17 protein-coding genes and 1 pseudogene are annotated in these 21,285 nt (G+C 71.1%); 13 read left to right on the forward strand and 5 right to left on the reverse strand.

The features are described 5' to 3' along the window. The 8 genes from AOK03_RS12320 to AOK03_RS12355 all read left to right on the forward strand — a co-directional run. On the forward strand, positions 1-1,549 hold a 1,549-nt coding region (locus tag AOK03_RS12320), incomplete at its 5' end, for an MXAN_6230/SCO0854 family RING domain-containing protein (RefSeq protein WP_167355599.1). Positions 1,550-1,684: 135 nt separating this feature from the next. Beyond that, positions 1,685-2,848, forward strand: coding sequence for an ABC transporter substrate-binding protein (locus tag AOK03_RS12325; protein ID WP_055565258.1), 1,164 nt, complete (start codon positions 1,685-1,687; stop codon positions 2,846-2,848). Positions 2,849-3,144: 296 nt separating this feature from the next. Further along, on the forward strand, positions 3,145-5,016 hold the full coding sequence (locus AOK03_RS12330) for an FAD/NAD(P)-binding protein (protein ID WP_055565259.1): 1,872 nt from the start codon (positions 3,145-3,147) through the stop codon (positions 5,014-5,016). 6 nt (positions 5,017-5,022) lie between these two features. After that, positions 5,023-6,270: an ATP-grasp domain-containing protein gene (locus AOK03_RS12335; protein WP_157868929.1), complete on the forward strand. Its 1,248-nt coding sequence runs from the start codon at positions 5,023-5,025 to the stop codon at positions 6,268-6,270. Further along, the gene (locus AOK03_RS12340; RefSeq protein WP_055565261.1) at positions 6,263-7,570 is read left to right on the forward strand and encodes an ATP-grasp domain-containing protein; all 1,308 of its coding nucleotides are present in this window, start codon (positions 6,263-6,265) and stop codon (positions 7,568-7,570) included. Before AOK03_RS12335 ends, AOK03_RS12340 begins: the two co-directional genes overlap by 8 nt. 11 nt (positions 7,571-7,581) lie before the next feature. Then, positions 7,582-8,793 (forward strand): MFS transporter, encoded by a 1,212-nt coding sequence (locus AOK03_RS12345; protein ID WP_157868930.1) that lies wholly within the window; start codon positions 7,582-7,584, stop codon positions 8,791-8,793. Continuing rightward, a complete protein-coding gene (locus AOK03_RS12350) occupies positions 8,790-9,227 on the forward strand; it encodes a cobalamin B12-binding domain-containing protein (protein ID WP_244177584.1) in 438 nt (145 codons plus the stop codon). The genes AOK03_RS12345 and AOK03_RS12350 overlap by 4 nt, the downstream gene beginning before the upstream one ends. A 14-nt stretch (positions 9,228-9,241) precedes the next feature. Next, a complete protein-coding gene (locus tag AOK03_RS12355) occupies positions 9,242-10,474 on the forward strand; it encodes a methylaspartate mutase (protein ID WP_055565264.1) in 1,233 nt (410 codons plus the stop codon). On the opposite strand, the gene AOK03_RS12360 is transcribed toward AOK03_RS12355, so the two are convergent. The 3 genes and pseudogenes from AOK03_RS12360 to AOK03_RS12370 all read right to left on the reverse strand — a co-directional run. Next, positions 10,471-10,944 (reverse strand): hypothetical protein, encoded by a 474-nt coding sequence (locus AOK03_RS12360; protein ID WP_055565265.1) that lies wholly within the window; start codon positions 10,942-10,944, stop codon positions 10,471-10,473. The two genes, AOK03_RS12355 and AOK03_RS12360, sit on opposite strands and share 4 nt — an antisense overlap. Positions 10,945-10,953: 9 nt before the next feature. Continuing rightward, on the reverse strand, positions 10,954-11,634 hold the full coding sequence (locus AOK03_RS12365) for a glycerophosphodiester phosphodiesterase (RefSeq protein ID WP_055565266.1): 681 nt from the start codon (positions 11,632-11,634) through the stop codon (positions 10,954-10,956). Between the two features lie 26 nt (positions 11,635-11,660). Continuing rightward, positions 11,661-12,781: pseudogene (locus AOK03_RS12370) on the reverse strand (adenosine deaminase); the annotation flags it as partial. 64 nt (positions 12,782-12,845) lie between these two features. Here AOK03_RS12370 and AOK03_RS12375 point away from each other — a divergent pair. Next, the gene (locus AOK03_RS12375) at positions 12,846-13,652 is read left to right on the forward strand and encodes a DUF4190 domain-containing protein (RefSeq protein ID WP_055565268.1); all 807 of its coding nucleotides are present in this window, start codon (positions 12,846-12,848) and stop codon (positions 13,650-13,652) included. Positions 13,653-13,733: 81 nt separating this feature from the next. Here AOK03_RS12375 and AOK03_RS12380 read toward each other — a convergent pair whose 3' ends face one another. Continuing rightward, complete coding sequence (locus AOK03_RS12380; RefSeq protein ID WP_055565269.1) at positions 13,734-15,053, reverse strand: aminotransferase class I/II-fold pyridoxal phosphate-dependent enzyme; 1,320 nt, start codon at positions 15,051-15,053, stop codon at positions 13,734-13,736. Between the two features lie 130 nt (positions 15,054-15,183). Between AOK03_RS12380 and AOK03_RS12385 the strand changes: the two genes are divergently transcribed. Then, positions 15,184-16,497 carry an MFS transporter gene (locus tag AOK03_RS12385; RefSeq protein WP_063792485.1) on the forward strand — a complete coding sequence of 438 codons (1,314 nt, stop codon included), beginning with the start codon at positions 15,184-15,186 and terminating at the stop codon, positions 16,495-16,497. Between the two features lie 15 nt (positions 16,498-16,512). Here AOK03_RS12385 and AOK03_RS12390 read toward each other — a convergent pair whose 3' ends face one another. Further along, positions 16,513-17,091 carry an NADAR family protein gene (locus AOK03_RS12390; RefSeq protein ID WP_079074667.1) on the reverse strand — a complete coding sequence of 193 codons (579 nt, stop codon included), beginning with the start codon at positions 17,089-17,091 and terminating at the stop codon, positions 16,513-16,515. 177 nt (positions 17,092-17,268) lie between these two features. Between AOK03_RS12390 and AOK03_RS12395 the strand changes: the two genes are divergently transcribed. From AOK03_RS12395 to AOK03_RS12405, 3 genes are all read left to right on the forward strand, one after another. Continuing rightward, positions 17,269-18,771: a gamma-aminobutyraldehyde dehydrogenase gene (locus tag AOK03_RS12395; protein ID WP_055565271.1), complete on the forward strand. Its 1,503-nt coding sequence runs from the start codon at positions 17,269-17,271 to the stop codon at positions 18,769-18,771. A gap of 69 nt (positions 18,772-18,840) precedes the next feature. Further along, a complete protein-coding gene (locus AOK03_RS12400) occupies positions 18,841-20,091 on the forward strand; it encodes a polyamine ABC transporter substrate-binding protein (RefSeq protein WP_055565272.1) in 1,251 nt (416 codons plus the stop codon). A gap of 111 nt (positions 20,092-20,202) precedes the next feature. Continuing rightward, a partial coding sequence (locus AOK03_RS12405; RefSeq protein ID WP_055565273.1) for an ABC transporter ATP-binding protein occupies positions 20,203-21,285 on the forward strand: 1,083 nt, incomplete at its 3' end.

The raw sequence follows: 21,285 nt of genomic DNA on the forward strand, positions 1-21,285 counted from the left end.
CCGCCACGCGCGCGTGGCGCTCGCCTTCGCCGCCCTGCGCGGCACCCGCGTGGGCGACGGCGCGCTCGGCGAACTCCTGCTCGCCGAGGCCGCCCGGCACGACGACGTCCGCCTCGCGGGCGACCGGCTGCGCGTCGTCACCTGGCAGGCGCGCGTCGAGGAGGCGCTCGGCCGCTGGGACGTCGAGGCCGCGGTGCGGCTGCTGCGCGAGCGGCCCGGCGAACTCCTGCGCCGCCTGGACCTGCTGCTGGCCCGCTCGGGCTCGGCGACGCTCCCGGACACCGTCGGCGAGGCGCTCGCCGACGCCCTGCCACGCTCCGGCCCCGGGCCGCTGCTCGGCGCCTACGGCCGCACGAAGGTCCGTGCCGTGCCGGGGCACCGCCGCGTCTTCTTCCCGCGCGGCCGCGTCACCAAGGCCTACGCGGTCGAGGACCACCGGCCGCCGCTGCCCGCCCGGGTGGCGGGCCGCGCCGGTGAGCTCATCGAGGCCGAGGCGGTGCGGCGCCTCGGGGAACGGGACGGCGAGCGGTACGACGTGGCCGTCCTGGACGCCGCGCTCGCCGATCTGCCCGTGCCGTTCGCCGAGCGCGCGTCGGCCGCCTCGCTGGTCGCCCTGCCCCGCGGCAGCTCCCTGCCTATGCCCGCGGACAGCGAGACCGTGCGGCTCTTCCTGCACTGGACGCAGCCCAAGGGCGTGCGCGTCGACCTCGACCTGTCCGTCGCGCTCTACGACGACCTGTGGCGCTTCATCGGCCTCTGCGACTACACGAGCCTGGAGTACGCGGGCGGCGCCGCCCGGCACTCCGGGGACCTGACCTCCGCGCCCGCCCCGCAGGGCGCCACCGAGTACCTGGACCTCGATCTGCCGCGGCTCGCGAACACCGGGGTGCGGTTCGTGGTGCCCATGGTGTTCTCGTACAACGACATCGCGTTCGACGAACTCCCGGACGCCTTCACGGGGTTCATGGCGGTCCAGGGCAAGGAGCGCGCCGTCTACGACCCGCGCACGGTCCGTCAGCGCTTCGACCTCGCGGGCGACGCGAAGCTGACCGTGCCCATGATCGTCGACCTGCGGACGCGGCACGCCTGGTGGACGGACGTCACCCTCGCCACGACCGGCACCCACCACGCCGTGTGGCGCTATCGCAGGCAGATCGGGCGCATGGGCAACGACCTGCTCGCCACCTTCCAGCCGTGCGGCCGGGCCACGCTGTGGGACCTGGCCTGCTGGACGGCGGCGGCCCGCACCGACGGCGACGTGTACGTGCGCGGCCGCGGCCACGTCCCGTGGGGCTACCGCCGAGCGGAGGGCGAGCCGCGCGCCGACTTCGCGTTGCGCATTCGGGACGGCTGGGAGCCGGACGCGCTGCGCGCCGAGCCGGAGCTCGCGGGCCGCTCGGCCCTGCTCGCGCTGCTCCACGGCGACCTCCCGGGCGCGCAGGACGCGGCGTCCGGCACGGTGTACCGCCTCTACCCCGGGCCGGTCGACGCGGCGCCGCTGGAGCGGCTCACGGCGGGCGACCTGGCGGGCCTGCTGGAGCCCGCGTGACGCGGGGCGTGACGTGCGCCCGGTGATCGACAAGGTGTCGGCTCCACGGGGCGGGGCTCGACGCTGCGTCCATTGCCGCGCCGCCGAGCGGGGGCGCATGCTGCCGGGGTGCGAGCGAACCCCGTAGCTTCCCCCGTGTCCCGCCGTTCCCTGCTGCGCGCCCTGGGCGGCGGTGCGGCCCTCGGCACGCTCGCCGGCTGCGGCGTGCCCGCCGCGTACATCGAGCCGGGGGAGCGTGCCGCGAGCGACCGCTCCCGGCAGGACAAGAAGCTGACCTTCGCCAACTGGCCGCTGTACATCGACACCGACGACAACGACAAGACGAAGCGCCCCTCGCTGGACGCCTTCGAGAAGCGGACCGGGATCGACGTCCGCTACACGGAGGAGATCAACGACAACGACGAGTTCTTCGGCAAGATCAGCCCGTCCCTGATGAACCACCAGGAGACCGGCCGCGACCTCATCGTCATCAGCGACTGGATGTGCGCACGCTTCGTCCGGCTCGGCTGGGTGCAGGAGATGGACCGGGCACGTCAGCCCAACGTGTCCAAGTACCTGGACCCGCTCCTGCGTTCACCGCACTTCGACCCCGGCCGGAAGTACACCGTGCCCTGGCAGTCGGGCATCACCGGCATCGCGTACAACAAGCGCAAGGTCGGCCGTGAGATCAAGCAGGTCTCCGACCTGTGGGCGGACGACCTCAAGGGCCACGTCACCCTCCTCTCCGGCCTCGACGAGGCGTTCGCGCTGCTCCTCCAGGGCGACGGCGTCGACATCAGGAAGTGGACGGCGGACGACTTCCACCGGATGTGCGACAAGGTCGAGAAGATGGTGAACAGCCATCACATCCGCCGCTTCACCGGCAACGACTACATCAAGGACCTCTCCAGCGGCGACGTCCTGGCCTGTCAGGCCTACAGCGGCGACGTCATCCAGCTCCAGGCGGACGACCCGGACATCGAGTTCGTCGTTCCCGAGGAGGGCGCCGAGCTGTGGGCCGAGTCCCTGATGGTCCCCAACCTGGCCCGCCACAAGCGGAACGCCGAGCGGCTCATCGACTACTACTACGACCCCGAGGTCGCCGCGGAGCTGGCCGCCTGGGTCAACTACGTCTGCCCCGTCCCGGCCGCCCGCGACATCCTCGCCTCCGCCAAGGACAAGGAGCGCGCCGCCCTCGCCGAGGACCCGCTGATCTTCCCGGACGACGCGATGCGCGAGCGGCTCGTCATCGCGCGGGACATCACGTCGAAGGAGCGGACGGAGTTCGCGAAGCGGTGGAACGCGCTCGCGGGGCTGTAGGGCCGGTGAGACATAGATCACGCCACGGTGACTTGTTCCCGACCTGTTCGTACCGAGCGTGCATACGCCGGTTCGAATGTCCGGATTCCCCGGTCCCTTATGGCGTGATCCGCGCCGTCCCCCGCTCGGCGCGCCCCCGTGCCGGTGACGCTCCGTAGACAATTCCGGAACTCAAGCCACACTTGAGCCCTTCCGTTAATGCATTTACCCGATGATCTCTCGCGCATAAAGTCCGACACGGCTCGGACGGAACGGCCGACGTTCCACACCTCCCTAACCCACCAGCGAGGGATTCTGTGCGCGATGTCAACGGCTATCGGCACGTCCACCGGATCGCCGTGGTCGGATCGGGGCCGAGGGGGCTCGCCGTCCTCGAGCGCATCGCCGCACGACTCCAGAACTCCGCCCGCCATTCCGGGATCGACATCCATCTGATCGACTCGACCGAAGTCGGGTGCGGTCGCATCTGGCGCACCGACCAGGACGATCTCTACCGGATGAATACCGTCGCCGATGAGGTGACCATGTTCTCCGGGCCCTCGGACGAGGGGCCGGTCCGGCCGGGTGCGGGGCCTTCGCTCGCCGAATGGTGGCGGGCCAGGGATCCGCGCGTGGGGAGCAATGAATACGCGCCCCGGAGGATTTACGGTCGGTATCTGCGATTCGTCTTGGGGGCAATAAAGAAGACTCTGCCGCCCGGGGTCTCTTTCGAGGGAATTCAGGGCCGCGTCATCGATCTGGTGCGGGAATCCGAAGTCTTCCATGTGCGTCTCGAAAGCGGGCGGACGATCCGGGCCGACAGTGTCGTCCTTGCGACCGGGCACGGAGTTCCCCACCTGAAGGGCGCCGAGCTCGCCTTCGAGGAATTCGCCGCCCGGAGAGACGGGATCCAGTACGTTCGTAGCGACTCTCCCGCCGAGATGGACCTCGACGCAATTCCCGCGGGCGCGCCGACCGGGGTCATCGGACTCGGCCTCTCGGCCTACGACGTGATCTTTTCCCTGACCGAGGGGCGCCAGGGCAAGTTCCTCGAGGTCGCGGAGAACGAGTACAGCTACCAGCCGAGCGGTCACGAGCCGCTGATCGTCGCGGGCTCCCGCAGCGGACTGCCGCTGCCCGGCCGGGGCCGGAACCAGAAGGCGCCCGACTACTCCTACCGGCCCGTTCTGTTCAAGGCCGAGGAGATCCTCGGCAGTTCGGACGGACGTCCCCTGGACTTCCGGTCGCAGGTCGTCCCGAGCGTCCTGGCCGAGATGCATCTCGTGTACTTCTCGACACTCGTGCGCGGACGGGCCGGAGCGGCCGGGGCGTCCGCGCAGTCCGCGTTCGTCGACGCGGTCAAGGAGCGGGGGGCCCGCGACGCCCGGGCGATCGGGGAGATCGCCGAGGCCTTCGGGGTCCACGCCGAACCCGTCGACTTCTTCGCCCTGGCGCGCCCCTTCGACGGCCTCTCCTACGCCTCGCGGGAAGACTTCACCGGCCATGTGACGGCGGTCCTGCGCGAGGACCTCCGGCACGCCGAGGCCGGAAACCTGCTCGATCCGCTCAAGGCCGCGCTCGACGTCCTGAGGGACACCCGCAGCGAGATGCGTAAACTGGTGGACTTTTCCGGGCTCACCGCGCAGTCCCACATGAAGGATTTCCTCGGCTGGTTCGGCCCCCGAAGCTCTCTGCTGTCCTCGGGCCCGCCGAGAAAGCGCGTCCATCAATTCCTCGCGCTCCTCGAAGCCGGAATCGTGCGCATCGCCGGTCCGGACACCCGTTTCGGAGTGTGTGAATCCACGGGAAGGTTCACCGTCGGATCGCCGGCGGTCGCCGGTTCCGAGACGAAGCTCGACGCCCTCGTCGACGCCAGGGTTCCCGGCACGGATCTGTCGTCGGACAGCTCCCGGCTCATGGGCAACCTCCGTGAACGGGGCGTATTGACGGAGTACGTCAACAGCAACGGGGACGACGCCTTCCGTACCGGCGGTGTCGCGACGACAGGCTCCCCTTTCCATCCGGTGGCGCGCGACGGCTCGTCGCCCGAGGGCCTGCACGTACTCGGAATTCCGACGGAGAACACGCGCTGGTTCACCTTCGTCGGAAGCGGCAGGCCGGGCCCCTGGGCCGAGTTCTTCAACGACGCGGACGCAATAGCCGGACACATACTCAGCAGGGCAGGGTGAGGAATCGTGGAAAACATAATCATGTCGCCGCTCAAGGTATTGCTCCGCAATACTCCGCAGGAATGGGCCGACGCCACCCAGAACACGGCCCATCTGTTGACGGGCACCGACCGCGATCACCCGCCGGAATGGATCAAGGAGCACTACGGTGCGGCCTTCCCCGAGATCGAGTGCTTCGCGAATTACGCGATGAACGACCTGGTCGGGAAGCGGGCCGACCACCTGCTCGCGAACGGCGGGTTCAAGCGCGTCATCCCCATGGCGGAGGCCGACGTCCTGCGCGCGGCATGGCTGCGCGAGCGCCACGGACTGGCCGGAATCCGTCCCGAGGACGCGGTCTACCTGCGCGACAAGTTCCTCATGAAGCAGTGCGCATCCGCGGCAGGCGTTCCGGTCGCCGAGTTCCGGAAGGTCCGCAACGCCTTCGAGCTGCTCGACTTCGCCGACGCGGTCGGCTTCCCCGTCGTGCTGAAGCCGATCGCGGGCAAGGGGTCGGCCGATACGTACATCCTCGACTCGGAGGCGGAGCTGGACGCCCTGCTGAGCGAGGGCATCTTCGCCGGGATCGAGCGCGAGCCGGACATGCTCGCCGAGTCGTTCGTCCACGGGACGCAGCTGCGCGTCGACGGCTACTACTCCCAGGGCGTCTGCCGCTATATGAGCGCGGCCCGGTACATCGGCAGCCACATCGACTTCCTGCACGGCGGATTCATGGGCAGCACGATGCTCGACGCCCGCGGCGACCTCGCCCGGGAAGCGGTCGGATTCACCAGGAACCTCCTGGAGAACGTGCTTCCCTTCGGGCCCGAGGGCCTCTTCCACGTGGAGCTCTGGCAGCGTCCGGACGGCCGGCTCGTCCTCGGCGAGGCCGCCCAGCGGCTCGGCGGCGGCTCGATCTTCGAGGAGAACCGGGCCGGTTTCGGGGTCGACTTCAAGATGGCCGCGGTCCGCGCGTTCTGCGGGTTCGAGCCGTACGACTGGCCGCTGACGGAGGCCTTGCAGGAGCGGATCTCCGGACAGACGACGATCTCCCCCCGGCCCGGGGTCCTGACCAAGGTGCCCGAGTCGGTTCCGTTCGACTGGGTCATCGACTACAGCTGCGCCCCCGCCGGACGCCGCTACCAGGCCATGCGGCACACCAACGGCGAGATCGCGACCTTCCTCGTCACCGGCGAGACCAGCGAACAGGTCGAAGAGCGCCTGCGCGCCTGCGTCGACTGGTTCTACGCGAACGCGGAGTGGTCCGATGCGTGAGGCAACAGCAGAGGCCGCCGAGGGCGCGGGGGCCGGTGAGGTCGCCCGGCACCTCCTCATGATCGGTGGCGCGCGCGAGGTCCCCCGGAACTGCCGCCAGGCCGCTCCGGGACTCCGGATCACCGTGATCTGCAGGCAGGAGGTCGAGAGCAAGGTCTGGGACAGGGAGGACCTGCACCGGCTGGTGATCCTCGACCGCGAGACCGGCCGGGAGGAGTGGCTGGCCATCGCCCGCGCCGTCCACGAGCACGACCGCATCGACGCCATCGTCAACTTCACCGAGTCCGACGCGGACAAGACCGGCTACATCGCCGAGCAGCTGGGGCTGAGGTGCTACGCCGAGCGGACCGCCCACTGGATCACCGACAAGCACCTCATGCGCGCCCGCCTGGCCGAGACCGGAGTCGATGACACTCCGGCGGAGAAGGTCTCCGGCGCCGACGAGCTCGCCAAGGCCGCCGCGAACCTCGGATATCCCGTCATCTGCAAGCCCGCCGGAGGCATCGGCAGCCGGGGCATCAGCAAACTGACGTCCCCCTCGGACGTCCCCCACGCCTTCACGTGGAGCACGGAGGGGACCGAGGGCCTGGACGCGGACGAGCTCATCGTCGAACCCTTCCACCAGGGCCGGGAGTTCAGCGTCGAGTGCCTCAGCGAGGCGGGCCGCCACTTCGTCGCGGGGATCACCCAGAAGTCCACCGACCAGGAGAGCTTCGTCGAGGTCGGGCACCTGGTGCCCGCTCCGCTGCCCGCGGCGGAGGCGGCGGCCGTCGCCGACACGGTGCGCCGGATGCTGGACGCGCTGGAGGTGCGGGACGGCGCGACCCACACCGAGGTGATCCTCACCGAGAACGGCGTCCGGATCATCGAGACCCATCTGCGCTACGGCGGCGACCGGATCCCCAACATGCTCGCGGCCGCGACGGGGATCGACATCCAGAAGCTCTGGGCCCGGCAGGCGGTCGGCCACTCGATCACCGCGGAGATCGAGGAGGCGATGGAGCGTCACCGGAGCGGTGAGCACGCGGACTTCGCGGCGATCCGCTACCGGTGCGCCGACCGCAGGGGCGTGTTCGCCGCGGTCCACGGCATCGAGGACGCCCGGCGGATGCCCGGCGTGGCGGAGGTCGCCACCGTGGCCGGTATCGGTCAGCGGATCGGCGATCTCACCGGGTCGCTCGCGCGACTCGCGTTCGCCTGGGCGCTCGGTGCGACGCCGGAGGAAGCGGCCGAGCGCGCGCGGGCGGCGGTGGACTCGCTCACCTTCGACCTCGACGACGAACCGGGATGCCGCCCGTGATGCTGCGGTCCATGTCGGCCCATGTCCGCCTCCTGGGCATCGCCGTCTTCTTCAACCTGCTGGGCCGGGGCGCCTTCATGGCCTCCTCGGCGCTGTACTTCACCAAGTTCGCGGGCGTGACGCCCGGCCAGCTCGGCCTGGGGCTCGCGATCGCGGGCGCCGCCGGTCTGGTCTCCGGTGTCCCGTTCGGGCACCTCGCCGACCGCCGGGGCCAGCGTGACGTGGCCGCCGTGCTCCTGATCCTCAGCTCGCTGGCGGGCGTCTGCTTCCTGATGGTCGACGGGTTCGTCCAGTTCACCGCGGTCGCCGTCGTGTTCACGTTCATCGAGCGGGGCGCCTACGCGGCGCGGCAGGCGGTGCTCGCCACCCTGACCGCCGGTGAGGACGCGACCCTGGCGAGGGCCCAGATCCGCACGATCGGCAACATGGGCGTCGCGATCGGCAGCGGCATCGCGGGCCTGGCGATCTGGGTCGGCACCGAACCGGCGTACATGGGCGTGATCGGTTTCAACGCCGCGTCGTATCTCATCTGCGGCCTCACCCTCTTCGCGCTGCCCCGCATCGCCGTCGTGCCCGTGCAGCCCGGCGTCGCCAGGCTGCCGGTCCTGCGGGACCGCCGGTACACGGCCGCCACCCTGGTGAACATGATCATGGTGATCCACTTCGCCATGCTCGACATCGGGTTCCCGCTGTGGATCGTGCACCACACCGACGCCCCGAACTGGATGGCCGCGGCGCTGATCCTCTTCAACACCGTGGGCTGCGTCCTCTTCCAGGTGTCCGCGTCGCGCAGGATCGGCACGCTCGAATCGGCGCGGCGGGCCTGGCGGCTGGCCGGTTTCCTCTTCCTCGGCACCTGCGTCCTCACCGGCCTGACGGGCGGCACCTCCGCGGTCGGCGCCGCCGTCCTCCTGCTCGTCGCGGCAGGCCTCCATCTCTACGGAGAGATCATCCAGTCGGCCGCCGGCTGGGTGATCAGCTTCGACCTCGCTCCGCCCGAACAGAACGGCCAGTACCAGGGGCTCTTCACCACGGGATTCGCGTTCTCCCAGATGGTCGCCCCCTTCGTCATCTCGACCCTGGTCATCGAGAACGGGACGGTCGGCTGGATCTGTCTCGGTGCGACCTTCGCGCTCGCCGGGCTCGCGATGACCCCGGTGCTGCGCATCGCCGACGGAGCGCCATCGGCCACCCCTCATCAGAAGGAGACAGCCCGCTCGTGAGTACTCGGCCTCCGGTGGCGGTCGTCGCCACCATCAGCTCCGACGCCCACACCTGGAACCTGGTCTATCTGCAGCTCGTACTGGAGGAGCGCGGATGGCAGGTGATCAATCTCGGCTCCTGCACGCCGACCGACCTGGTCGTCGAGTCCCTCATGACGTCGGACGCCGACCTCCTCGTGGTCAGCACGGTCAACGGCCACGGCCTCCTGGAGGTCCCCGCCCTGCTCGATGCCGTCCACGAGGTGCCGGAGCGGTTCCGCCCGCCGGTCGTCCTCGGTGGCAAGCTCAGCACCCACGGAGAGATCAGCGACGGCGAGGTGCAGCGGCTGCGCGACATGGGCTTCGCCGACGTGTTCGTCAGAGAGACGGCCGTCGACACGTTCTGCTCGTACCTGTCAGGCTTCGCCGTCGCTCCGACGGCGACCGCGGCCTAGGGCCGGGGACCGCCATGCCGCGGACATCCGGCTTCGGTGCCTACGTCGCCGGGGCGGGAGCCCGGGACGAACTGGTGGTCCAGTCCCGCATGGGCTTCGCGAGCCCCGAAGCCATGCGGGCCGGTCTCGACGCCGTCAGGGACGCCGGGCCCCGCGTGGTCGGGACCATCACCCTGGACAGCTTCACGCGCACGGGGCAGTTCCTGCGGGCGGGCCGGGCCATCGCATCGGGGGAGTCGCTCAACGGCTACCCGCTGGTGTCGCACAGCGCCGCGAACAACTCCCTGCTGCTGCGCGGCATGGACCTGGACGCCTTCCCCGTTCAGGTCAGGCACGGGTCGCCCGAGCCCCAGGAGATCTTCCGCACCATGCTCAGATACGGCCTGACCGTCTCCGAGGGCGGCCCGGTCTCGTACTGCCTGCCCTACAGCAGGGTGCCGCTGCGCCGGTCCATCGACGCCTGGGCCGAGGGCTGCCGGATCCTCGCGGACGGCGCGCAGGACGCCGCACACCTGGAGACCTTCGGCGGCTGCATGCTGGGACAGCTGTGCCCACCGGGACTGCTGGTCGCCCTCAGCGTCCTCGAATGCCTCTTCTTCGCCGAGCACGGCATCCGCAGCGTCTCCCTCAGCTACGCCCAGCAGACGAATCCGCAGCAGGACCGCGACGCGATCCTGGCCCTGCGCGCCCTGGCCGGGAAACACCTCGGCGACCTCGACTGGCACGTGGTCCTCTACACCTTCATGGGCGTCTACCCCAAGTCCACGGAGGGTGCCACCGCGCTGCTGCGGGAGAGCGCCGCGCTCGCCGCGAGCTCCGGCTGCGAACGCCTCATCGTCAAGACGACGGTCGAATCCCAGCGGATCCCCACCATCGCGGAGAACGTCGCCGCCCTCCGCATCGCCGCGGCCGCCGCCTACGGTGTGCCCCGCTCCGCGCACCGTGAGCGGAGCGAGGTGCTCCGCGAGGCCTCGGCCCTGATCGACGCCACGCTCTCCCTGAAGGCCACGGTGGGCGACTCCCTCCACGAGGCCTTCCGCCGCGGCATCCTCGACGTCCCCTACTGCCTCCACCAGGACAACAGGAACCGCACGCGGACCTCGATCGACGACGACGGCTCCCTCCGGTGGGCGTCCAGAGGCGACATGCCGCTGCCCGTGCAGTCGGCACCGGAGCAGCCAGCAGGAGCCGCCGACCGCCTCCTCCAGATGCTCTCCTACAACCAGCACCGCTTCGACGCGCGCTAGCCGGAGCCGCGGCGGCTTCGCAGGGCCTTGCGGAGGTCCTCGGCGGCGTACGTGAGGTGCAGCCGCCAGACCTCCAGCTTGTCCTCCACCCTCGACGCGACCAGCCGCCACTTGAACCACGGCGGCAGCTCGCGGAACGGCACGAACGTCAGGGTGTCGTCGACGGCGGTCTGGGCGAAGCCGCGGTGCCCCTCCGCGCGCAGCGCGGCGTACAGCTCCGGGGTCAGCTCGCCGTTGAGCCGCGCCGCATGGCCCGCCGCGGTGTACGCGAACCCCCGCTGGCCGCGGTCCGCCGACCGCATCGCCTTGAGGATGCGCGGCGAGGCCTGGGCCAGGGTGCAGTTGAAGGCGAGCCCGATCGCCGCCGTCCCGATCCAGGCCTCCCCGCGCTCGTACGCCGCGTCCCAGTCGGCGGGGTCGTCGATGCCCAGCAGGCCCTCGCCGTTCTCCCAGTTCCACGTGGAGGTCATGACGGACGCTCAGGGAGTGCGCAGGGCGTGCAGGACGTCGACGCGGTTCGTGGTGATCGAGTCGACGCCCGCCGCGATCAGGCGGCGCATCGAGCGGCGGGTGTCCGGGGTCCAGGCCGAGACGAGCAGGCCCTGGCGGTGCACATGGACCGCGAGGTCGTGGTCGACCAGCGGGAAGCGGTAGTTGAGCCAGCGCGGCTTCACCGCGTCCAGCAGGACCGGGCGGGGCGGGGCCAGGGTCGTCCAGGTCAGCGCGATCTCCGCGGCCGGATCCGCTTCGCGCACGGCGAGCATCGTCCGGCCGCCCGCGCAGTAGTACACCCGCTCCGCCGCGCCGCACTCCGCGACGACCCCGACGACCGCGCGCACGTCCTCGTAGGTGGCGCCCGGCAGGTCGATCATGAGCCGGTACCCCTCGGTGGCCGCGATCGCCGCCGCGAGCGTCGGGACGCCGCCCTCGGTGAGGCCGTCGACCTCGGCGGAGGACACGGCGGCGAGCGGCCGGTCGTACCCCCACAGGCGTTCGAGCGTCGGATCGTGCAGCAGGACGGGCACGCCGTCGCCGCTCAGTCGGACGTCGATCTCCACCGCGTCCGCGCCCCGTTCGAGCGCGGAGCGCAGGGACGGGATCGTGTTCTCGCGGACGCGGTAGGGATCGCCTCGGTGGGCCACTGCAGTCACGGTGTGCATGGGCCCATTGTGGTCACGGACAGGGGTTACGGGGCGAGCCACGTCTCCGTGTACGTGTCGATCTCGGCGGCGATCCGCTCCTTGCCCGTCGGGTCCAGGAAGGACGCCTCGACGGCGTTCTTCGCGAGGGCCGCGATGCCGCGCTCGTCGAGGTCGAGGAGACGGGCCGCGACGGCGTACTCGTTGTTCAGGTCGGTGCCGAACATGGGCGGGTCGTCGGAGTTGACGGTGACGGTCACCCCGGCCTCCACGAACTGCTTGATCGGGTGCTCGTCCAGGGTGCGGACCGCGCGGGTCGCGATGTTCGAGGTCGGGCAGACCTCCAGCGGAATGCCGCGCTCGGCGAGGTGGGCGAGCAGCTTGGGGTCCTGCGCGGACGTCGTGCCGTGGCCGATGCGCTCGGCGCCCAGGTGGATGAGGGCGTCCCAGACGGTTTCGGGGCCCGTCGTCTCACCGGCGTGCGGGACGGAGCGCAGGCCCGCCGCGATCGCACGGTCGAAGTACGGCTTGAACTGCGGGCGCGGCACGCCGATCTCGGGCCCGCCGAGCCCGAAGGAGACCAGGCCCTCGGGGCGCAGGGAGTCGGTGACGGCGAGCCGCAGCGTCTCCTCGGCGGACTCGAGCCCGGCCTCGCCGGGGATGTCGAAGCACCAGCGCAGTACGGTGCCGAACTCCTTCTCGGCGGCCTTGCGGGCGTCCTCGATGGCGTCCATGAAGGCGCGGTCGTCGATGCCGCGGCGGACGGAGGAGAACGGGGTGATGGTCAGCTCGGCGTAGCGCACGTTCTGCCGGGCCATGTCGCGGGCCACCTCGTAGGTGAGCAGGCGCACGTCGTCCGGGGTGCGGATCAGGTCCACGACGGACAGATAGACCTTGATGAAGTGCGCGAAGTCCGTGAACGTGAAGTAGTCGGCGAGCGCCTCGGGGTCGGTCGGCACCGCGGAGTCGGGGTGCCGCGCGGCCAGTTCGGAGACGATGCGGGGGGAGGCCGAGCCGACGTGGTGCACGTGCAGTTCCGCCTTGGGCAGTCCGGCGATGAAGGCGTGCGTGTCTCTGTCGGTCGTGGCTGCGGTCTGCTGCTCGGTCACGGTTTCCTCCCCAGGAACGGGTTTGATCGGCTGATCGATGGGTCGGGATCATCGTAGGCGGCGGTCGGCGCAGGGAAAGCGGGGGCCGTAGCATGACGGAACGTACGAAAGGGGTGACCCGTCATGTCCGCGAAGTCCGAGGACGACGCCGTGCCCGGCGCGGGCGGCGCGGGGGCGCCGGAAGAGCGCGATCCGTGGGCGCCGCCCGCGGAGGACTCGGTGCCGCGGCCGCAGAGCGCGCCCGGGTCCGTGCCGGGTGTCGCGTCCGAGCCGCCGTCGGTGCACGACCAGTGGACGGTCACGTCGATGCCGGGGGCGGGGCCCGGACCGTGGCCCGTGCCGTCGCCGCCCGCACATCCGCACCCGCATCCGCAGACCGCCGCGGGCAACCCCTTCGCTGCGCCCGGAGAGCCGGTGCCGCCGCCTCCGGTCTCGCCGGACGGGCCGGGGCAGGTGCCTTACGGGCCCGGCCAGGTGCCGTTCGGGCCGGGGCAGGCGCCGTACGGCTATCCGGGCATCGGCCCGCAGGGTCATCCGGGATACCCCGGTCATCCGGGATACCAGGGCGGGCCCGGATACGGCTGGCCCGGCATGCCGATGGCGCCCGCGAACGGCATGGGCGTGGCCGGGCTCGTCCTCGGGATCATCGCGGCCGTCGGCTTCTGCCTGTGGCCGCTGGCGATCGTCCTCGGCATCCTCGCGGTGATCTTCGGCGCGGTGGGGCGCGGGAAGGCCAAGCGGGGCGAGGCGACGAACGGTGGCCAGGCCCTCGCCGGAATCATCTGCGGCGCCGCGGGCATCGTCCTGGGCGTGGCGCTGCTGGTGGTCCTCATCGTGGTGCCGGACGAGGACACGGACTTGGGTTCGCGGCCGGACGACCCGGGCTATTCGGCCACGTTGGCCGCGGGGGCCCAAGCGGCCAGGGGCTGAGCGGCAAGGGCCCAAGCGGCAGAGGCATGGGCAGCGGGGCCCTGGGCCGAGGGCTCCTGGGACGTCCCGCGCGGCGCCGCGTCACCCCCCGTACGTGGCCTCCGACTCGTCGAGCACGGCGGCGAAGTCCGCGGCCAGCCGGACCGCGTCCGCCACCGCCAGCGCGGACGTGGTGATGCGCACGGCGGTGGGCGTGGCGATGCGGAAGCGTGCGCCCGCGGCCACCCACCACCCCCGCGAGCGCAGCCCGTTGACGACCGCGGACTCGTCCCGCACGGGCACCCACACGTTCATCCCGCTCGCGCCCCGCGCCGTGATCCCGTGCCGCGCGAGCTCGCGGATCAGTGCCTCGCGCCGCTCCGCGTAGGCCTGCTCGGCCCTGCTCACCACCTCGCGTGCCGCGGGGTCGGTCATCGTCCGCTCGACCGTCTCCTGCAGTACGTGACTGACCCACCCCGAGGTGAGCAGCATCCGCCCCTCGTGCCGGGCCAGCGTGGTGGCGTCGCACGCGAGGGCCGCCCACCGCAGGTCGACGCTCAGATGCTTGGAGACGGTGCGGACCTGCGCCCAGCGGGGGAGTCCGCCGGTCGCCAGGGAGTGCGGGGCCGCCCCCGCCACCTCCGCGTTGTGGTCGTCCTCGACGACGAGCACGTCCGGACGGCCGTCGAGGACGTCGAGCAGCGCCTCCCGCCGCGCCGCCGTGAAGCGGCCGCCCATCGGATTCTGGCCGCGTGGGCTGCACACCAGGGCCCGCGCGCCCGCCCGCAGCGCTCCGCGCAGGGCCTCCGGCCTGATGCCCTCGTCGTCCACGGCCACCGGCACCATGCGAAGGCCCAACGCCGGTACGAGGTCGAGGAGGTGGTGGAAGCCCGGATCCTCCACGGCCACCGTGTCGCCCGGCTTCAGCTCCACCGAGAGCAGCCGGGCCATGCAGTCGAGCGCGCCGTGCGCGAACGTCACCCGGTCGTCCGGCACCCCGTCCCGCGCGAACCACTCCCGGGCCACGTCCTCCAGCTCCGCGAGGCGCGGCGCCGCGCGATGCGAACCGCGCACCGGCTCCACCCGGGCGGGCGGCATCAGGACCGGCAGCAGATCCGAATCCGGATGCCCGCCCGCCAGATCACGCACCCCCTGCGGCGCCCGGGGCGGCCTGCGGGTGCCGACCGCCGGGGCCTGCGCCACGACCGTGCCGCCCCGCCCGCGCGTCACCACGATCCCGCGCCGGCGCAGTTCCTTGTAGGCCGTCGCCACCGTGCCGGCGCTGACCCCCAGATCGTCGGCGAGCCTGCGCACCGGAGGCAGCGCGGCGCCCGGCGCCAACCCGCCGTCGGCCACGGCCTGTTCGACCGATGCGGTGATGCCCTTGGCGGTCGAGCCACTGATCACATATTGTGCTGCCACGTAACCAATTATGTACCGGTACAAAAAAGCGAGTCAAGCCGACGCCGGAAGTCCAGGGGGACGGGTGAGCCTCAGCCGTAAGCGGTCCGCACTGTACGCACGCATACCAGGGGGCGCCGACGGCCGCCGCATGCTCTGGATCGCCCTGATCAACAAGGCGGGGACCGGTCTGTGGATGGGGGCGGCCGCGCTCTACTTCACTCTCGTCACGGGGCTGTCCGTCGCCGAGGTCGGCGTCCTCCTCGGCGTCTCGGGCGCCGTCGGCATCGCGGGAGCGCCGCTCGCGGGCCACCTCGCCGACCGCTTCCCCGTCACCCGCATCATCATCGGCGCCCAACTCCAGCAGGCCGTCGCGCTGTTGGCGCTGCTCACGACGGACAACTTCTCGCTGCTCCTGCTGTACTCGGCGGTCAACAGCCTCGCCGACCGCGGCGCCAACGTGCTCACCAAGCTGTACGCCGCCCGCATCGCGGGCCCGGACCGCACCACGTACCAGGCCGTGCAGCGCACCGTCTCCAACGCGGGCTGGGCCCTCGGCGGCCTGGCCGGTGCGCTGGCCCTCGCCGTCGGCACCACGCACGCCTACCAGGCGCTGCTCCTCGGCAACGTGGTCAGCTTCCTCGTCGCCGCGGTCCTCACCCTGCGCTGCGCCGAACCGCCCTCACCGTCCCGGCTGGTCACCGACTCCACGGAATCCGCATCCGCGGTCGAATCCGCGGCCGGATCCGCCCCCGCACCCGCCGGCCCGCCGTCCAACCCCTGGCGCGACCGCTCCTATCTGCTCTTCACGGTGACCGAGGCGGCCCTCTTCCTCGACGACGCGGTGCTCCAGGTCGGCATCCCGCTGTGGATCGTCCACGCCACCGACGCCCCGCACGGCCTCGCGCCGCTGCTCATGGTGCTCAACTGCGTGCTGGTCGTCTGCTGCCAGGTGCCGCTGTCCCGGTTCGGCAGCACCCCGGACCGGGCCCGTGCGCTCCTCGTCCCGCTCGCGGCCTGCTTCGTGGTCGGCTGCGCGGCCCTGACCGCCTCCACGCTCGGCGGCACGTGGCTGGCCGTCACCGCCCTCACGGCCGCGGCCGTCGCCCTCACCTTCGCGGAGATACTCCACGCCATCGCCTCCTGGGAGCTCTCGATCGCGCTCGCGCCCGACGATGCCCAGGGCGCCTACCTCGGGGTGCACGGCCTGTCCTCGTCGGCCCAGCGCAGTGGCGGACCGCTTCTGGTCACCGCCGTGATCGCGGCGGGTCCGCTCGCCTGGCCGGTGCTCGGCGCGGGCGTGATCGTGACGGTGGCGGCGCAGAGCAGACTCGTACGGAAGCGGCTGATCCGGCAGGGGTCCGCGGCGGGCCACACCGCGGCGGGGGAGGCCCTTGCGGGGGAGGCCGCGGCAGACGCTTGCGCGGACAGCGATGCCGCGTCGCCGTCGCCCCGGACCACCTGAGGCGCTCGCCGCCGGTCAGAGGCGGGCCCGCGCCTCCATCAGCGCGAAGCCCAGCAGGTTGGGCCCCCGCCACTTCGTGGGGTCGTCCGCCCGGGGGTCGTCGGCCGCCAGGCCGATGCCCCAGACGCGGTCCAGGGGGCTCGCCTCGACCAGGACCCGGCGGCCCGTGCCCACGAGGAAGTCGCGCAGGGCGGGGTCCGAGGCGAACTTGTGCCGACTGCCGTCGACCACGACGGCGAAGCGCTCGCGGGTCCACATCGCGTCGTCGAAGTCCCGCACGAGCCGTCCCGCCTGCTTCGCCTCCGCGGGCGTCCGGGCCGCGAGGACCGCCCGCTCCGCGTCCGCGTCGCCGAAGAGGCGGGCCTTCGCGGCCATCATCCAGTGCTCCGCCGTCGCGTACGCCACCCCGTCCACCGTGAAGGGCGCGGGCCACCACTGGCTCAGGCAACTCGGGCCCAGCGTGCCGTCCCGGCGCGGGGCGTGTCCCCAGAAGCGCAGATACTTGATCTTCTCGCCCGCCCGCACCGCGCCGACCAGCGCCTCCACCGAGTCGATCTTCGTCATGCACGCGAGTCTGGCACGCACCACTGACATTCCGTCCTGGGTTTTCCAGGAAGACTCGACACCTGGTCGACAGATTCCGTCGCGTAACCAAAAGGCAACAACGGAATCACTTGTTGGACTACCACTGCTCTGTCAGGATCGGCACTCAAATCGATCCGGAGCTACGCCGACCCCCGTGGGACGGGGCGGGCGGCGGAGGAGAGCGTCATGCACAACTTCCAGGCGCAGGACCACTTCGCGGACGGTGCGCAGTACATCGCCGGGCGGCTGACCAAGGGGACGTCGGGCAACTCCCACGCGGTCGTCGACCCGGCGTCCGGCGACGAGGTCCACACGTACGAGCTGGCCGGAAGCGACGACGTCGACGCCGCCGTCGCCGCGGCCGCCGAGGCGTTCCCCGGCTGGGCGGGCGCCACCCCGGGCGAGCGCTCCGACGCCATGCACCGCTTCGCGGGCGTTCTGGCGGCACGCGCCGAGGAGTTCGCGCAGGCCGAGTCGTTGCAGTGCGGCAAGCCGATCAAGCTGAGCCGCGAGTTCGACGTCCCCGGGACCGTCGACAACGCCGCCTTCTTCGCGGGCGCGGCCCGGCATCTGCAGGGCCAGTCGGCCGGTGAGTACACCGGTGACCACACCTCGTACGTACGACGTGAGCCCATCGGCGTCGTCGGGTCGATCGCCCCCTGGAACTACCCCCTCCAAATGGCCGCCTGGAAGGTCCTGCCGGCGATCGCCGCGGGCAACACCATCGTCCTCAAGCCCGCCGAGCTCACCCCCTTCACCTCGCTCCTCTTCGCGCAGGCCGCCACCGAGGCGGGCATCCCCGACGGCGTCGTCAACATCGTCACGGGAGCGGGCAGGGACGCCGGTGAGCACCTCGTCGGCCACCCCGACGTCGCCATGACGTCCTTCACCGGCTCCACCGGCGTCGGCAAGCGCGTCGCCGAGATCGCCACCTCCACCGTCAAGCGCCTGCACCTGGAGCTCGGCGGCAAGGCGCCCTTCGTCGTGTTCGACGACGCCGACCTGGACGCCGCCGTGCACGGAGCCGTCGCCGGGGCGCTCATCAACACCGGGCAGGACTGCACGGCCGCCACGCGCGCGTACGTCCAGCGCCCGCTCTACGAAGCCTTCGTGCAGGGCGTCGCCGACCTCATGGAGAGCGTGCGGCTCGGCGACCCGTTCGACCCGAGCACCGACCTGGGGCCGCTCATCTCGCACGCGCACCGCGACCGCGTCGCCGGGTTCGTCGACCGGGCCCGCTCCTACGCGCGCGTGGTCACCGGCGGCGAGGCGCTCCAGCACCCCGGCGCGTACTACAAGCCGACCCTGATCGCGGACGCCGCCCAGGACAGCGAGATCGTCCAGTCCGAGATCTTCGGGCCCGTGCTCGTCGTCCTGCCCTTCGACAGCGACGACGAGGGCATCCGGCTCGCCAACGACACCCCCTACGGCCTCGCCGCCTCCGCCTGGAGCCGCGACGTGTTCCGCGCCAACCGCGCGACCCGCGAGATCAAGGCGGGCTGCGTGTGGGTCAACGACCACATCCCGATCCTCAGCGAGATGCCGCACGGCGGCTACAAGGCATCCGGCTACGGAAAGGACATGTCCGCGTACTCCTTCGAGGAGTACACACAGGTGAAGCACGTCATGTTCGACAACACTGCGGTGGTCCGCAAGGACTGGCACCGCACGATCTTCGGGGACCGGTAAGCACGTAGCCACGCCGTCCCAGGCCGCATGACCGGCGGCCGCCTTCCTCCCGAAAGGGCAACCACGCGTATGGAGCAGTACGAGCCAGACCCCCTCTCCCCGGCCCGACTGGCCGCCGTGCACCGCAGCTTCAGGAACGGCAGGGCCGCCCTGACCCGACGTACCGTGCTGCGTGCCTCCGCGGGCGGCGCGTTCGCCGTCGGCGGTCTCGGCGCCCTCACCGCCTGCGGGATCCCCGCGGCGGGCAAGAGCCAGGGCGAGGTCTCGTCCGAGGACCACTCGGCCGACGAGAAGCGCATCAGCTTCTCCAACTGGACCGAGTACATGGACGTCGACGAGAAGGACGCGAACCGGCGGCCCACCCTGGACGCGTTCACCGAACGCACCGGGATCCAGGTCAAGTACACCGAGGACATCAACGACAACGTCGAGTTCTTCGGCAAGGTCAAACCGCAGCTCGCGGCGGGACAGGACACCGGACGCGACCTCATCTGCGTCACGGACTGGCTGGCGGCCCGGCTCATCCGCTTCGGCTGGGTCCAGAAACTGGACCCGGCCAACCTGCCGCACGCGTACGCCAATCTCTCCGCCCAGTTCCGCACCCCCGACTGGGACCCGGGCCGCTCCTACTCGTATCCCTGGACCGGCATCTCCACCGTCATCGCTTACAACAAGAAGGCGACCGGCGGCAAGGAGATCACCTCGGTCTCGCAACTGCTCGACGACCCGAAACTGAAGGGGCGCGTCGGCTTCCTGTCCGAGATGCGCGACACCGTCGGCATGACGCTCATCGACATGGGCAAGGACCCCGCGGACTTCACCGACGACGACTTCGACGCGGCCATCGCCCGCCTCCAGAAGGCCGTCGACAAGAAACAGATCCGGCGCTTCACCGGCAACGACTACACGTCCGACCTCGCCAAGGGCGACATCGCGGCCTGCCTCGGCTGGGCCGGCGACATCGTGCAGTTGCAGGCCGACAGCCCCGACGTCGGCTTCCACATCCCCGACCAGGGCTACATCACGTCCACGGACAACCTGTTGGTCCCGAACAAGGCGCGGCACAAGAAGAACGCCGAACGGCTCATCGACTACTACTACGAGCCGGAGCCCGCGGCCCGCCTCGCCGCGTACATCAACTACGTCTGCCCGGTCGACGGGGTGCGGGACGCGCTCGCGAAGATCGACAAGGACGCCGCGTCGAATCCGCTGATCATCCCCGACAAGGAGATGAAGGAGAAGTCCCGCGCGTTCCGGTCGCTCACGCCGAAGGAAGAGACCGCGTACGAAGAGAAGTTCGCGAAGCTGACGGGGGCGTAGGCGGCCGCGCCGTGGATTCGTCCGCGGCTCCGTCGTGGTTGCTCGCGCAGTTCCCCGCGCCCCTTAAGGGGCGCCCCCCTGTTCCCCCCCTCGACTTCCCCTGGACCCACCATGACCACTGCTCAAGAACACGGCGGCGACGTCCGTCTCGCCGGGATCAGCAAGACGTACGGCTCCTTCACCGCCGTGCAGCCGCTCGACCTCACCGTGCCGCAGGGCTCCTTCTTCGCCCTGCTCGGGGCGTCCGGCTGCGGCAAGACCACCACGCTCCGCATGATCGCGGGTCTGGAGGAGCCCAGTTCGGGGACGGTGCACCTAGGCGACCAGGACGTCACCGACCTGCCGCCGTACAAGCGGCCCGTGAACACCGTCTTCCAGTCGTACGCGCTCTTCCCGCACCTGGACATCTTCGAGAACGTCGCCTTCGGGCTGCGCCGCCGCGGCATCAAGTCCGTGAAGAACCAGGTCGGCGAGATGCTCGACCTGGTCCAGCTCGGCGAGCACGCCCGCAAGAAGCCGCACCAGCTCTCCGGCGGCCAGCAGCAGCGCGTCGCCGTCGCACGCGCCCTCATCAACCACCCCAAGGTGCTCCTCCTCGACGAGCCGCTCGGCGCCCTCGACCTGAAGCTGCGCCGCCAGATGCAGCTGGAGCTCAAGCGCATCCAGACCGAGGTCGGCATCACCTTCGTGCACGTCACGCACGACCAGGAGGAGGCCATGACCATGGCCGACACCGTGGCCGTGATGAACGGCGGCCGCGTCGAGCAGCTCGGCGCCCCCGCCGATCTGTACGAGAACCCGCGGACCACGTTCGTCGCCAACTTCCTCGGCACGTCGAACTTCATAGAGGGGCACATCCAGGAGGGCGCCGCGCAGAGCGGCGACGACCTCGTCCTCAAGGCGGGCGACTGCAAGCTGACGCTGCCCACCGCCCGATGTACGGGCCCCACCGCCACCGGCAGCAAGGTCCTCGTCGGTGTGCGCCCGGAGAAGATCTCCCTCACCCACGCCGACGACGCGGGACAGATCCCCGAGGGCCGCAACCGCATCACCGGACGCATCGCCGACAGCAGCTTCATCGGAGTGTCGACGCAGTACGTCGTCCGCAGCCCCGTCTGCCCGTCCTTCGAGGTGTACGCGCAGAACATCGAGCGCGACGGCCGCCTCGTCCCGGGCGCCGACGTCGTCCTGCAC

It is taken from the genome of Streptomyces atriruber (assembly GCF_001418325.1).
Lineage (GTDB): Bacteria > Actinomycetota > Actinomycetes > Streptomycetales > Streptomycetaceae > Streptomyces > Streptomyces atriruber.